The 14,316-nt window shown below is 59.2% G+C and carries 14 protein-coding genes; 11 read left to right on the top strand and 3 right to left on the bottom strand.

From position 1 onward, the window contains the following. The 11 genes from EPN31_RS05570 to EPN31_RS05620 form a co-directional block, all read left to right on the top strand. The coding region (locus tag EPN31_RS05570; protein ID WP_291770607.1) for a molybdopterin cofactor-binding domain-containing protein at nucleotides 1-1,829 on the top strand (1,829 nt) is incomplete at its 5' end. After that, a complete protein-coding gene (locus EPN31_RS05575; protein WP_291770608.1) occupies nucleotides 1,826-2,659 on the top strand; it encodes an FAD binding domain-containing protein in 834 nt (277 codons plus the stop codon). The genes EPN31_RS05570 and EPN31_RS05575, both read left to right, overlap by 4 nt. Beyond that, a complete protein-coding gene (locus EPN31_RS05580; protein ID WP_291770609.1) occupies nucleotides 2,643-3,167 on the top strand; it encodes a (2Fe-2S)-binding protein in 525 nt (174 codons plus the stop codon). Before EPN31_RS05575 ends, EPN31_RS05580 begins: the two co-directional genes overlap by 17 nt. Further along, on the top strand, nucleotides 3,160-4,683 hold the full coding sequence (locus tag EPN31_RS05585; RefSeq protein ID WP_291770611.1) for an AMP-binding protein: 1,524 nt from the start codon (nucleotides 3,160-3,162) through the stop codon (nucleotides 4,681-4,683). Before EPN31_RS05580 ends, EPN31_RS05585 begins: the two co-directional genes overlap by 8 nt. A gap of 62 nt (nucleotides 4,684-4,745) precedes the next feature. Beyond that, nucleotides 4,746-5,954, top strand: coding sequence for an amino acid ABC transporter substrate-binding protein (locus tag EPN31_RS05590; protein WP_291770612.1), 1,209 nt, complete (start codon nucleotides 4,746-4,748; stop codon nucleotides 5,952-5,954). A 72-nt stretch (nucleotides 5,955-6,026) separates the two neighbouring features. Further along, complete coding sequence (locus EPN31_RS05595; protein WP_291770613.1) at nucleotides 6,027-6,902, top strand: branched-chain amino acid ABC transporter permease; 876 nt, start codon at nucleotides 6,027-6,029, stop codon at nucleotides 6,900-6,902. Beyond that, entirely contained in the window at nucleotides 6,899-8,662 is a 1,764-nt protein-coding gene (locus EPN31_RS05600) for a branched-chain amino acid ABC transporter ATP-binding protein/permease (protein ID WP_291770614.1), read from the top strand. Before EPN31_RS05595 ends, EPN31_RS05600 begins: the two co-directional genes overlap by 4 nt. After that, a complete protein-coding gene (locus EPN31_RS05605) occupies nucleotides 8,662-9,369 on the top strand; it encodes an ABC transporter ATP-binding protein (protein WP_291770615.1) in 708 nt (235 codons plus the stop codon). Before EPN31_RS05600 ends, EPN31_RS05605 begins: the two co-directional genes overlap by 1 nt. Nucleotides 9,370-9,412: 43 nt before the next feature. Then, nucleotides 9,413-10,213, top strand: coding sequence for an SDR family NAD(P)-dependent oxidoreductase (locus EPN31_RS05610; RefSeq protein ID WP_291770616.1), 801 nt, complete (start codon nucleotides 9,413-9,415; stop codon nucleotides 10,211-10,213). 50 nt (nucleotides 10,214-10,263) lie between these two features. Further along, nucleotides 10,264-11,712 carry an aldehyde dehydrogenase family protein gene (locus EPN31_RS05615; RefSeq protein ID WP_367188296.1) on the top strand — a complete coding sequence of 483 codons (1,449 nt, stop codon included), beginning with the start codon at nucleotides 10,264-10,266 and terminating at the stop codon, nucleotides 11,710-11,712. A gap of 290 nt (nucleotides 11,713-12,002) precedes the next feature. Beyond that, entirely contained in the window at nucleotides 12,003-12,443 is a 441-nt protein-coding gene (locus EPN31_RS05620; protein ID WP_291770617.1) for a MaoC family dehydratase, read from the top strand. 4 nt (nucleotides 12,444-12,447) lie between these two features. On the opposite strand, the gene EPN31_RS05625 is transcribed toward EPN31_RS05620, so the two are convergent. From EPN31_RS05625 to EPN31_RS05635, 3 genes are read right to left on the bottom strand one after another with little or no spacing between them, the layout of a single operon-like run. Next, the gene (locus EPN31_RS05625; RefSeq protein ID WP_291770738.1) at nucleotides 12,448-12,981 is read right to left on the bottom strand and encodes a flavin reductase family protein; all 534 of its coding nucleotides are present in this window, start codon (nucleotides 12,979-12,981) and stop codon (nucleotides 12,448-12,450) included. A 20-nt stretch (nucleotides 12,982-13,001) separates the two neighbouring features. Continuing rightward, nucleotides 13,002-13,637 (bottom strand): pyridoxamine 5'-phosphate oxidase, encoded by a 636-nt coding sequence (gene pdxH / locus EPN31_RS05630; protein ID WP_291770619.1) that lies wholly within the window; start codon nucleotides 13,635-13,637, stop codon nucleotides 13,002-13,004. Beyond that, the gene (locus EPN31_RS05635; protein WP_291770620.1) at nucleotides 13,621-14,292 is read right to left on the bottom strand and encodes a gamma-glutamylcyclotransferase; all 672 of its coding nucleotides are present in this window, start codon (nucleotides 14,290-14,292) and stop codon (nucleotides 13,621-13,623) included. Before EPN31_RS05635 ends, pdxH begins: the two co-directional genes overlap by 17 nt. Nucleotides 14,293-14,316 lie beyond the last annotated feature (24 nt).

Consider the following 14,316-nt stretch of genomic DNA (forward strand, 5'->3'; position numbering starts at 1 on the left):
TCGCGGTCGAGCTGAACCTGGATCCGCTCGATGTCATTCGCCGCAATCTGCTGACGCCGGACGTTTTTCCGTATCGTGCTCCGGCGGGGGCATTCATTGGATCGGGGAATTATCAGGAATCCATTGCTCTGGCGTGTTCACAGGGTAGGCTGGACGAGCTGCTGGAGAGGCGTGCGCAAGCGCGGGTCGAGGGGCGTCTCTATGGAATAGGATATACCGCCGTCGTCGAGCCATCGATTTCAAACATGGGCTACATCACGACAGTGATGACGGCGGAAGACCGCGCAAAGGCGGGTCCAAAGAACGGGGCCATCGCAAGCGCGACGGTCAGTGTGGATCCCCTGGGCAGCGTGACCGTCATCATCGATTCAGTCCCCGGCGGACAGGGGCACCGGACTGCGGCCGCACAAGTCGTGGCGGACGTGTTGGGACTGGATACGGATGATGTGATCGTCAATACCGAACTCGATACCCAGAAGGATGCCTGGTCGATCGCGGCGGGGAACTATTCGAGCCGGTTTGCCGGCGCGACGGCAGGCAGCGTGCATCTGGCAGCCGTGAAAATCCGCGAAAAGATGGCGGCCATCGCGGCCGATATCCTGAAGCAGCCCGTCGATACGATCGAGTTTGCCGACCATTCCGTGTTCTCACGAGTCGACTCCGGGCATTCGCTTCGGTTTCACCGGGTGGCCGGAACGACGCACTGGTCTCCTGGCACGTTGCCAGAGGGCATGGCGCCGGGCCTGAGGGAAACCGTGTTCTGGACGCCACCCCATGCGGATGCGCCTGACGAGCACGATGTGATCAACAGTTCGGCGGCCTATGGTTTCATCTTCGATATCTGTGCCGTGGAGGTCGATCGTGTGACCGAGCAGGTGCGCATTGACCGGTATGTCACTTCACATGATGCGGGCAGGATCCTGAATCCGGCTCTTGCGGACGGTCAGATTCGCGGTGGCTTTGCTCAGGGCATTGGGGCAGCGCTGCTCGAAGAATATGACTACGCGGCGGATGGCAGCTTTCTGTCCGGCACGTTCGCGGACTATCTCGTGCCCACGGCTTACGAGGTTCCGGACCCCATCATTGTCCATCTGGAGACTCCTTCGCCCTTTACGCCGCTAGGGGCCAAAGGTCTGGGCGAGGGCAACAACATGAGCACGCCGGTGTGCATCGCCAATGCAGTTGCGGATGCGCTGGGCGTGGCGGATGTCCGGCTGCCGCTGACGCCTTCACGTATCCATGCGCTTCGAGGCATTCCTGATCCGCAGCCGTCCGGTACATCCAGACAAGTTGTCAATCAGGTTCCGCCGCCGGCCGGAGACAGCGCTCTGGTCATGTCGGGGGCAGTGGATCTTCCCGCGCCGCCTGAACGGGTCTTTGCCGTGTTGCTGGATCCCGATGCGCTGGCCAGCGTGATTCCGGGCTGTCACCGTCTGGAGAGGATGGGTGAGAACCGCTTCAGTGCGGACATCACGATCGGTGTCGGTATCGTGAGGGCGCGTTACCGCGCCGAGATCGAGCTGGGCGATCTGAAGCCGCCTCATCAACTTTCGCTGGGCGGCAAGGGAATCAGTGCGCTGGGAAGTGCAGAGGGGCGTGGCACTGTTCGTCTGGTTCCGCTGGAAGGTGGAACCCGGCTGTCGTATGACTACGCAGTATCGGTCAGCGGCAAGGTGGCCGCCGTAGGTGGGCGGATGCTCGAAGGCGCGGCACGAATCATCCTGCGCCAGATGTTCGACCGCCTTGGCAGGATGGCCTCCACCGGCGGCGTGGCTCCACGTCTGTCCTGGTGGCGGCGTGTACTGGTGTGGCTGGGGATGCGTCCATGAAACCGGTTCCTTTTGATTATGTCAGGGTCGAAAAGATTTCAGAGATTTTCGATGCCTTCGACTCGTATGGACAGGATGCGCGCATCCTCGCGGGTGGCCAGTCGCTGATGGCAATGCTGAATTATCGGTTGGCCAGGCCCAAGGCGCTGATCGACATTTCTCGGTGTCCGGAACTGGCGTATGTGCGGGTCGAAAAAGGCGCCCTTGTCGTTGGTGCGGCGGCCACCCAGGCTAGCGTGGAATGGCGCGAGTCGCTCGAGCGAGAAGTGCCTCTTCTCAAGCTTGCTTTCCCCTTCATCTCTCATTTTCAGATTCGTAATCGTGGAACAGTCTGCGGATCCATCGCGCATGCCGATCCCAGTGCGGAACTTCCGCTCTGCCTGACGGCGCTCCAGGGCGAGGTGGTGTTGCTGGCGCGGCATGGCCAGCGCATCTTGAAGCCGGATGAATTCTTTACCGGGATGCTTTCGACGGCGGTGGAACCGGGCGAATTGGTGAAGGAAGTGCGCTTCCCGCTGGTAGCCGACGGACATCGGTACGCCTTTGATGAGGTTGCGATGCGACGGGGGGATTTCGCGGTAGCCGGCGTAGCCCTTGATGCGTCTCCGCTGGAAATATCCCTGACCGTGGGCGGGGTCGCAGATCGGCCCGTGCGCCGCACGTGGCCGAGTTCCTTGGCTGAATCGGACGTCGATGACGCACTCAATGAGTTTGCCTGGGATTTGCAGGCACAGAGCGACAGCCACGCCAGCGCGGAATACCGGCGCCATCTGGTGCGGGAATTGGGACGGAAACTCATTTTTGGAACACGCCATGAAACGGTATCTTAAAGACAATCCGCACCTCGTCGCCCTGACTTTGAATGGCAGGGAAGCCAGCGGCTTGGCTGAACCTCGCACGCTACTGTCTGATTTCCTGAGGCACACGCTGGGGGCGACGGGAGTGCACGTGGGCTGCGAACATGGTGTCTGCGGGGCGTGCACGGTGAAGATCGACGGAGTCGCCATGCGTTCGTGCCTTCAATTGGCGGTCCAGGCAGAGGGGTCTGTCGTGGAGACCGTCGAGGGTCTGAATCGGGACTGCGGGCAGGAGCTCAATACCCTCCAGCTTTCCTTCAAGAACCATCATGCCTTGCAGTGCGGCTTTTGCACGGCGGGAATCCTCATGTCCTGCGACGATTATTTACGGCGTGTCCCCAATCCGACTCGGGAACAGGTCAGAGACATGTTGACCGGGCACCTGTGCCGTTGCACCGGCTACACGAATATCGTGGACGCGGTGGTGGATGCCGCTGTTTCACACGATGAACAGCAGAAGGGGGAGGTTTGGCATGCTTGACCTGGGTCGTAGTTTCGTTGCTTCGGTGGAGAGGGACCCCGGCGCGCTGGCCATCGTGGATGCCGACCTGCATCTGTCTTATGGCGACTGGTTCGACCGTATCAGACGCATCGAAGGGGGGCTGGAGAAGCTGGGGATCGAGCATGGCGACCACGTGGTGGCCATCTTGCAGAACCGCTGGGAAATGGCGACCCTTCATTGGGCGTGCCAGTTGCTGGGTGCCATCATGACGCCGCTGAATTGGCGCGCAAAGGCCGACGAGGTGGATTATTGCTTGACCATTTCAGAGGCCAGGGCGGTCGTCTACCAGGACGTTTCCGAGGAAGCGGTACGCGCCGCGCCCGCCGCCGGTAAGCTTCCGAAGATATCCGTTGGCGATTTGTCGGGTGGAACGGTCCAGTTCGGGGAGCTGCTGTCGTCGAGCTACGCCGGGAATCTGGTCAATGCCGATGCCAGTGACTGGTCCCTGATGCTGTTCACTTCGGGGACGACGGGCCGGCCGAAGGGTGTTCCCCGACGCCATTGCCATGAGCGCTCCGCGGCACTTGCGCATATCGCCCAGAATCTGTACGGGCGCGGTGAGTGCACGCTTGGTGTCATGCCTCTCTATCACACGATGGGTGTGCGGTCGTTGTTGTCCATGGCCATGATCAACGGGTGCTTCGTTTGTGTTTCAAGATTTGATCCGGCGGCGGTGTTGCGGGTCATCGAGCAGGAGCGTGTCACCAACCTCTATCTGGTTCCGACCCTGTATCACGACATTCTCGCTCATCAGAATCTGCCGGCCACCGATATTTCTTCAGTGCGCAAGCTTGGTTTTGCCGGCGCTTCGATGACGGCCTCGCTGCTCAAGCGGCTGAACGAGACTTTCAAGCCGAATCTCTTCGTCAACCATTATGGTTCTTCGGAGGTCTACACCTGCACGATCGACCAGAACGCGGTTGCGAAACCCGGCAGTGCCGGGAAGGCGGGGCTCAATCAGCGCATTCGGGTTATCAAATTGGACGCCCAGAGTGGCGACGAGGTTGCCGGCGTTCGGGAAGAGGGGCAGATCATCGCGGACCTCGTGGGCGACGAGGCGTTCGAAGGATACTGGAAGCGTCCGGACGCAAACGAGAAAGCATTGCATGGTGGCTGGTTCCTGACGGGAGACCTTGGCTACTTCGATGAGGATGGGGATCTGTTCGTGACCGGACGGGTCGACGACATGATCATCAGCGGTGGCGAGAACATTTCTCCGACCGATATCGAGAGTCTGTTGTCCACGCACCCAGCTGTTGACGAGGTGGCTGTCGTCGGTTTGCCGGACCCCCGATGGGGTCAGAAGGTTGCGGCATTCATCAAGCTGAAGGCCGCTGCGACCAAGGATGATCTGGACGCGTATTGCCGGGAATCGGACCTGCCCAATTACAAAAGACCGCGTGAATACGTGTTTGTCGAAGAGTTGCCAAAGTCCGCCGTGGGAAAGATTCTACGCAGACTCATTGCAAAGGGAGCATCCGGAAAGCAGAGCTGATTTGCCGTTGCATGACCCGGGCTGCCGTTCTCGTTCTCGTCTTTATTGTATGGAGGAGTGACATGAATCTTAAAAAATGCACATTGGCGGTTTTCGCCAGCAGCCTGTTGTTCGTTTCCGCGCAGGCGGTTTCAAAGGTTGGTTCCTGCAATGATCCCATCGTTTTCGGGACCACGATTTCGGAGTCCGGTGCGTTTTCGACGTTAACGGACAACTGGAGCAAGATGACGGAGGAGTTTGCGAAAGAGATCAACGCATCGGGTGGCATCGAGGTAAAGTCCTGCGGCAAGAAGTTGCCGCTGAAATTCGTGATCTATGATGACCAGAGCATTCCATCGACAGCCGTGTCGTTGTATGAAAGGCTGGCGACGGTGGACAAGGTGGACTTCTTCGTTGGTCCGGACTGGTCCTCCATTGGTAACCCCGTGGCTGCCATTGCTGAGAAGCACAAGATCCCGATGGTGGCGGGGAATGTCGCCACACTGTCCATCTATCAGCACGGCTACAAATATCTCTTTGGGACACCTTACCCGGAAGTCCCGCTCTGGTCAGAGCGTTATTTCGATATGATTTCTAAGATGACGCCGAAGCCGAAGTCCATCTACTTCATCACGCAGGATAATCCGGTGATGCGGGCCATCACGGATACATGGTCCAAGAAGGCGGAAGAGCAGGGCTTGAAGGTCCTCTCGAAGGTCGTCTTTCCATCGGGCCTGATGGATTTCACAGGGATGCTCGCCAAGGTGCGCGCAGCCAAGCCGGATATCCTTTATATCAGCTCCTTTGATGGCGCTTCAGTTCCACTCGTCCAGCAGATTCGACAGCTCGGAATCCACGCGATGGATGTACATCACACGATGCTCACGGGATCGCTCTATCGGCAGGTGGGAAAGGACATCGAGGGTATGACCGGAGAACTCCCCTGGTATCCTGGCGTGAAGGGTGATTACAGCGATTTGGTGGAGAGCGTGCTGAAAAGATCGAAAGTTGACATGTTCGACGACATCTTCACGTTTGCGCGGGTTGCCTCTTATCTCGTGATGGTACAGGCCATCGAGAAAGCTGGTGTGGTGGATCGCGAGGCCGTCCGTCAGGCTCTGTACAAGGGCACGTTCAAATCACCGGCAGGGAATATCGTATTCTCGGACAATGGCTTCCCCGAGACCAACGGAGCTTTTACGCTTCAGATGCAACATGGCAAGCCTGTCGTCGTTTGGCCTTCCAGTGTGGCAACCGGCAAGGTGATCTGGCCTTCGCCTACTTGGCAATAATCGGTGGAAACCGCCTCCGGTAATGCGGTCCGCTTCGGGGGCGCTCCATCCTGAAATCATGGGTGTACGGTAATGCCTATCGAAGTCATCCTTCAGGTTCTAATAGGCGGTATTCTGCTGGGAGGCCTCTACGCGCTCATAGCGTTCGGGTTGTCTCTGATCTACGGGATCGTCAAGATCTTGAATTTCGCGCACGGGACCATGCTGGCGGTTTGCGGGATAGCCGCCAGCGTGTTGTATACCGGGCTTGGCCTGCACCCCTTGGTCATCGCGATCATCATCACGCCTCTCATGTTCCTTTTCGGGTATCTTTTTTACAGATCCCTGATCTACCCGCTGGAAAGCCGGAGTGAGTTCGAAAGCGTCGTTGGCAGCGTGCTGGTGACGGTCGGCGCCATGCTCATTTTGAGTGATGTCGCGACGTCTCTGGCGAGTGCGACACAACGGAATATCCAGCTTCCCTTCCATGCGATCAATCTGAACGGGATCGTGATATCCACGACTCAGATGTATGTCTTGCTGGGAATTGTGGTGCTAACGATTCTGGTGCAGCTTTTTCTGAGCAAGGCGTGGCTGGGCCGCGCAATCAGGGCGGTCACGCAGGATCGCGTTGGCGCGCAGATTTGCGGTGTGCATAGTATCAAGCTGAAAAGCATCACGTTTGCCTTCGGTTCAGCCACTGTCGCAATTGCCGCGATCCTGTACACCATGTCCTATCCGGTGAGCCCGTACATGGGGTTCCCTCTGACGGTCAAGGCATTCACGATCATCATATTGGGAGGTATCGGCAATCTTCGCGGGGCACTTTATGCCGGCGTTTTCCTTGGGGTGGCTGAGAGCATGACGAGCCTGTTCTGGGATGCCGAATGGGCCCCGGCGGTCAGCGTTGTCCTGATGTTGATGATTCTCATCATCTTTCCAAAGGCTAGCGGGCAGAGGCAGTCGTGAAAATAATCCATGGTAATCAGCTTCTGATCGCGGTCCCGGTAATATTGATCCTGGCCGCCGTGCCTATCTTTGGCAGTGTCTACGCTGTTTCCTTTTTGTTCAGTGTCCTGATATTTTATATATTGGCTGCCAGCTGGGACTGGGTCGCTGGCGAGATGGGCTACATCAATTTGGGGCATTATGTATTCTATGGTGTTGGCGCTTACCTTTTCTCGCTCTCTCTGGTGTCCGGCATTCCGATCTGGTTGTCCATACTGATCGCCTTGGTTGTGACGGGAGTCGTTGGGTTGTTGATTGCGTTTCCGCTGTTTCGCCTGCGAGGCGACTATTTTGCTTTTGCGACGCTGGCCCTTTTGCCCCTGTTCGAACTGATTGCCAGTAATCTCACCTCCATTACAAACGGCGTGGACGGTATCATTCTTCCGGCTGCCAATATTCTGACGCGGGCCTATTATCTGGCTGTCGTTCTGTGCGCGGTCACGTTCTTGACGACGCTCTGGTTGACGAAGCGCCGGTTCGGATACGAGCTCCGGAGCATCAGGAATGATGAGTCCATGGCGGAGATGGTTGGTGTCCGAATTACTCCTGTGAAGGTCTTGGTATTGGGGCTCAGCGCGAGTTTCGCGGCATTAGCCGGAGCCATTCAGGCTTGGCAGTTGAATTATATCGATCCCCGGACAGTGTTCGGTTTGGATATCGCACTCGTGCCGATTGCCATGGCGCTGTTTGGTGGCTCAGGGCTCCGTTGGGGCCCCGTCGTTGGCGTCGTGATTCTTGCCTTTATCCAGCAGTGGCTGCTGATCAACCTGCAGTTTCTTCATGTCGCGGTCTTTGGATTGATCATTCTTTTGATCGGCCGTTTCATGCCGGGTGGTTTGCTGCGGGCTACCTGGCTGAAGAGGATCCCGGCCTTGAATCCGTTGACCCGGGAGCATCATGAGTTTGTGGTTCAGGATGCGCTCATCGCAGCGCCCGCTGGTGCAAAGTTGCCTCTGGTGCGGGCGGCGGCGTCTGACAAGGCCGGACCTGTTCTGGAATGTCGGAACGTACGGATGGAGTTTGGTGGGAACATCGCGGTCAACGATGTGAGCCTGGTCGTGCAGCCTGGAGAGATCGTGGGGCTCATCGGACCCAATGGGTCGGGTAAGACGACGTTGTTCAACTGCATCTCCCGGGTTCTGACGCCTACTGCTGGAACGATACGGTTGGATGGTCGTGGCCTGGCCGCGCTTCGCCGAGACGAAATTGCTCAGCTCGGCGTGGGACGGACAAATCAGATCCCGCGACCTTTTGGCGATTTGACTGTCCGGGAGAACGTGGCGGTCCCACTGATGCATGGCAAGGGATGTCTGGAGCCTCGGGAAGCCCTTTCAAGGGCTGCCAGTTTTATTTCGTATGTCGGACTGGCCAATCGCATCGATGACAGAGCGGATGCGCTCTCCCTGCAGGAGAAGAAAGCACTGGAGTTTGCTAGGGCCATTGCGACACGCCCGCGCCTACTTCTGGTTGACGAGGTTGCGTCAGGTCTGACGCCTGTCGAGATCGACCGGTTCGTGGAGCACATCCGCGGTATCCGCGATGATTTTGGAATAACGGTCATCTGGGTCGAGCACATCTTTTCGGCGCTTGCAAAGGTTGTGGATCGGGTGGTGGTGCTCGAGCAGGGTACCTTGATCGCGGACGGGCCGTTGGAGTCGGTGATCCAGGACCAGCGTGTTCTGGACACGTACTTGGGCAGTGCCTTGAGGGAAGTCGCGTAATGCTTAAAGTCGAAGGTATTGCCGTCGATTACGGCAAGGTTCGGGCGCTGTGGGATGTCAGTCTCTTCGTGAGGGAGGGGGAACGTGTCGCGCTGTTGGGTGCCAATGGAGCGGGCAAGTCGACCACCGTCAATGCTATCGTGGGGCTCGTGCCCACGAGCGCCGGACACATCGCCTTTCAGGGTCAGCCATTGGCTCACCAGGATACGTCCGACACGATCGCGAAAGGGATTTCGCTGGTTCCCGAAGGACGAAGACTCTTCCCGGCCATGAGTGTCTATGAGAATCTCGCCATGGGGGCGTTCAGCCCGCGTTCCCGCAAGGGGGTCGATCGCGAGATGGAACGAGTCTTTGATCTGTTTCCGATTCTCAAGGAAAAAAGCTCGCAGAAGGCCGGCGAGTTGAGCGGCGGCCAGCAGCAACAGGTCGCCATCGGGCGCGCGCTGATGTCATCACCCAAACTGCTGCTTCTGGATGAGCCTTTCATTGGTGTCGCTCCCAAAGTTGTGGAAGAGATCCTCGACACGCTGAGGCATATCGGCACCAGTGGGGTCACGGTATTGCTCGTCGAGCAGAATATTCATCGGGCCTTTGGTTTTGCATCTAGGGCGTATGTGCTCGAAAACGGACGCACGGTGCTAGAGGGCGACTGTGGTGATCTGGCGGACAATCCGGAGTTCACGCGGAAGTTCCTGGGACTCAATTGATACCCTGAACGGAGCGGGGAATCCGAGCGGAGGCTGCCCAAGGGTGGTCGATTTCGTATGGCGAACAGGAGTGATGATGGCTGGGAATAGCAGGATCAACGGTAGTGTGGCGATCGTGACTGGCGCCTCCCAGGGAATTGGCGCGCAGTACGCGAAGACTCTGGTGGCTGAAGGGATTTCAGTGGTGATTGCCGATGTACAGGACGGGGAACCGCTTGCCAAGGAACTGATTGGGGTCGGTGGAGCGGCTTTGTACGTAAAGACAGATGTAACGAATCCGGATTCGGTCGGGGACATGGTGTCTGCCGCAGTCGCCAGGTTCGGTGGCGTGGACATTCTGGTCAATAATGCAGCGCTTTTTGGCAAGGTCGCGTTGAAGCCGTTTTCCGAGATCGATTCTCAGGAATGGGATCGCATGATGGCGGTCAATGTGCGCGGCAGTTTCGAGTGCGTTAAGGCCGTCTTCCCCGAAATGAAAAAGAAGAACTACGGGAAGATCATCAACATCGCTTCCGGCACGGTTTTCAAGGGTGCGCCCATGATGCTGCACTACGTGACATCCAAGGGCGCGATCGTGGCGATGACGCGCGCGCTGGCGCGCGAACTGGGTGCATATGGCATTCGAATCAACACACTGGCCCCCGGGCTGGTGATGAGCCAGAACGTGATGGAAAGCCCTTACTGGAAGGGGGACATCGTCGCACGAAACATTTCCAGCCGTGCGCTCCGTCGCGAGGCTACGCCAGAGGATATGTGCGGAACCCTCCTCTATCTGTGCAGTCGTGACAGTGACTTCGTGACCGGTCAGGTCCTGGTCGTGGATGGCGGGTCGGTCATGCATTAGGGTTGCCGCCTGGAATATTGATGCTTGTGTTTTGATTCTTTTGGACTGTCATGATGGATGCGCAGAATTTCATAAACGGTGGGTGGGTCGGTGCTGTCGGGCTCGCGAAATGCGAGAGTATCAATCCAGCCAACGGCGAGGTGATTGGGTCCTATCCCGACTCCACGATCGAGGATGCGCGCCAGGCGATTGCCTGTGCGGTGGATGCATTCAATCGGCCGGTCTGGTCCCATAGTCCTCGCCTGCGCCAGATGGTGTTGTTGCGCTGGGCCGACCGGCTCGAGTCCCGGATCGATGAGCTTACTCAGATCCTGACTCGTGAAAATGGAAAGGTCCTGGGCCAGTCGCGCGGCGAGATCGCCGGGGCGATTTCCGAGATCCGATACTATGCGGGTGTGACGCGTTTCATTCCTGGCCGCGCGCTGGAAGTGGAGCCCGGGGCCTATTCGACCGTGTTGCGGGAACCTGCCGGTGTGGCTGGAATCATCGTGCCCTGGAATGCGCCCGCGGTGTTGCTTGTCCGGGGATTGTGTCCGGCGCTAGCGGCGGGTTGTTCGACGGTGATCAAGGCCGCACCTCAGGCATCGCTGATCATGTACGAAATGATCAGGGATCTGTCCCTGGTCCAGGACCTTCCCGTCGGAGTAGTCAATATTCTTTTCGAGAAGGGGAGCGCGGTTGCGCACGGGCTGGTGGCGTCGCCGGATGTCGCCGTCATCTGTTTCACTGGGTCCAGCGCCGTAGGCCAGCAGATTATGGCAGCGGCGTCGTCGACGATGAAGAAATTGTCACTGGAGCTTGGCGGAAAGTCATGCGCCGTCGTCTTTCCCGACGCATCCATACCCGACGTGGCGGTCAAGTTGGCTCGGGCTTCCATGATCATTTCGGGCCAGCAGTGCACGGCTGCCAGGCGTGTGCTGGTGCATGCGTCCCGATATAACGAGATGAAGCGTGCGCTCTCGGAAGCCTTAAATGGCATGGTCGTCGGACCCGGCGTGGCTCCAGATTCCGATATCGGCCCACTTATCGATGAGGGCGCTCTGGCGCGCGTGACGGCGAGCGTAGCCAGGACGCTCGACGAATGCGATGAGGTCATCCTTCGCGGCGAGCGTCTTCATGGTGCGCTGTCGAAGGGGTTCTTCCTGTCTCCGACGCTGGTTGGCCACGGTGACAGTTCAGCCTTCTTTTGCCAGGAAGAAATCTTCGGACCCTTGGTGGTACTGGAGAAATTTGAGGATGAGGCGGAGGCCGTTGCACGGGCGAATCACACGGTTTTCGGGCTGTCCGCGAGCGTATGGACGAATGATGCCGCTCGCGCGCTCAGAGTCGCCCGCGCGCTGCGTGATGGCACCGTCTGGGTCAACGATCACAACCGACTGTTTGCCGAGGCTGAAACGGGCGGATATCTTCGCAGCGGAGTGGGCCGCCTGCACGGGTATGACGCGATGGCGGATTTCATGGAGCAGAAGCATATCTACATCAATGCTGGCGTTCTTTGAAGATGTTTGCAGCAGTGTGGGCAAGTGATCCCGGGCTTGTTCGGGCGGGTAATTGGATGACCGGAGTCCGTCCACGGGACGCAGTGTGCCGCAGCCGTACCCGTAGCGGGAATGCACTAGGCCGCGCATCCAGAGCTCTAGCGTAGGAGGAGCCTGGTCGTGGCAGACGCGCAGGTTCGCACGTGTTGAAAAATGTTAAGTTACCGGGTTGGGGCTGTGCTCCAGGATCCGTATGATGAATGACAAGTCACCTGCCACAATCGTGGTGGCGCGGCTGATTGGAGCATTGCATGAAATTCAAAGATTTTGAAGTGGGCATGGTGATTCGCCATGAGCCGGTCACGGTGACCGAAGAGGAAATGCTGGAATTTGCGCGCAAATACGATCCGCAGTGGTTTCATGTGGATGCGAAGCGTGCAGAAGAAGGCCGCTGGGGTGGCTTGATTGCCAGCGGCTGGCTGACGGGCGGTATCGCCATGCGCATGGCGGTGGATGCAGCCCTGAGCGACTCTGATTCGTTCGGCTCGCCGGGGCTGGAGCGGTTGCGCTGGGTCAAGCCCGTGCGTGCCGGGGATCGCCTGCGGCTGGAAGCCACGGTGGATTCCAAGCGCGTGTCGTCTTCGCGCAGCGACCTAGGCATCGTCCGCTGGACGTGGCGGTTGCTCAATCAAGCTGACGAACTGGTCTTTGAAACCGAAGCCACCAATCTGTTCGAGATCGTGCCCTCGTAGGGCCTCAATTCCGCGACAGAGGCTCGCTGGCCGGGGTCAGGTCGAAGTCCCCGGCGTGATAGATCAGCGGTGCCTTGGGCTGGTAGTGGCAATGTTCCACCTGGCCCACGAAGATCGTGTGGTCGCCGGCGTCATGGTGCTGCGTGTTGCAGCATTCGAACCATGCCGCGCAGCGCGGGTCTTCCAGCATCAGGGTGCCGTTGGGCGCCCGTCCCAGCGCGAGCCCGGCAAATCGCTCGGCATGTGAACCCCGTGCAAAGCGCCGGGCCAGATTCACCTGACTGGCGGAGAGCACATGGATGACGTAGCGATCCAGTGCCAGAAAGGCGAGGCGCGAAGCGGCGGAATGCGTGAGCGTCCACAGCACCAGCGGCGGATCCAACGAAACCGAGCTGAACGAGCTGATGGTCAACCCCAGCGGCACGTGGGTTTCAGGGTGTTCCGCCGTGATGATGGTCACGCCGGTCGGAAACCGGCCCAGTGCCGAGCGGAAGTATCGGTCCTGGAAATCGGCAGCAGCTGCGGGGGTATGAGCCATGGTGGCGGTCGCCGGGATGGTCATGGAGCGATGCGCGTAATGGTCCAGGTCCCGTCACCGGCGGGGGTGTAGACCAGGCGGTCGTGCAGGCGCGAGGGCCGGCCTTGCCAGAATTCAACGCGTTCGGCGCGTAGGCGGAACCCCCCCCAGAAGGGCGGACGTTCTGGGTGGTCCCCCAGTTGCAGGGTCAATTCGCGCACACGATCCGCCAGATCGTCGTGGTTGATCGGGCGGCTTTGCGGCGACGCCCAGGCGCCGATGCGCGAGCCCAGCGGCCGGCTGTCGTAGTAGGCGTCGGATTCAGTCTCCAGGATGCGGCTGACGCGGCCTTCAATGCGCACTTGCCGCTCCAGTGGTTCCCAGAAGAACAACAGGCTGGCTTGCGGGTTGGCCTCCAGTTCCTGGCCTTTCCTGGATTCGTAATTGGTGAAGAATACAAAGCCCTGGTGGTCGTAGCCCTTCAGCAGTACGGTGCGTGCCGATGGGCGCGCCTGTGTGTCGGCGGTGGCCAGCGTCATGGCCGTGGGTTCGGGAACCTCGCTGTGCAGGGCCTGCTGAAACCACCGGTCGAACTGTTCGTACGGATCTGCAGCTGCGGAAGACTCCAGCAGTTCGAACTTCTGGTAGGTTTGGCGGATGTCAGCGGTTGACGGCATGGTGAACGGTCTGGTCTGAAGAGGTGGAAAGCCGCAGTGCGCGGGCCAGCGTCCGCAGTCTTTGGTCATAGATGCCGGCCGCATCCAGAGCATCCGCAGTCTGCAGCACATAGTCCAGACAGGGGCCGTAGCGGCCGCGTCCCTGGCGGACGACGCCGACGGTCTGTTCCAGACTCAGGTCGGGTACGTAGCTGCTGTCGCTGCGGTCCATGGTGAAAACCAGTGCGGGAACGACGCCTTGTGGCGTGTGGCACTTCAGCCAGCGCGGGATGTAGGCGGCGCTGGGCATCTCGCGCACCCAGAGGGCGCGCATGATGTCCGGGACGCCATCGCTCGCGACGCGGTAGACCCGGCCGGCACACGATCCGCCCAGTCCCAGGCTGAACACCAGCCCCGGCCGTTCGGGTGTGCCGCGATTCACGCGTGACCACAGGCAAAGGGCCCGGTGGTAGCCGTGGATACGCCCAAGCCGGGCTTCCTGGTAGGGGAATTCGGTGCGCCAGATCAAGGACCCATAGCCGAAGATCCACAGATCGGAATGGCCATCCCAGTGTTTCAGTGTCCGGGCGATCGATTCCTGGTGCCAGGCCGCGTCGCGTAGCTGCAGGGCCTCTGGGGGCGGCGGCAGTCGGTGGGGGCGGGCAGCGGCGTTCACGGGTTGTTCGGGAATCTGAATCGG

The organism is Castellaniella sp. (assembly GCF_004321985.1).
GTDB lineage: Bacteria > Pseudomonadota > Gammaproteobacteria > Burkholderiales > Burkholderiaceae_B > Castellaniella.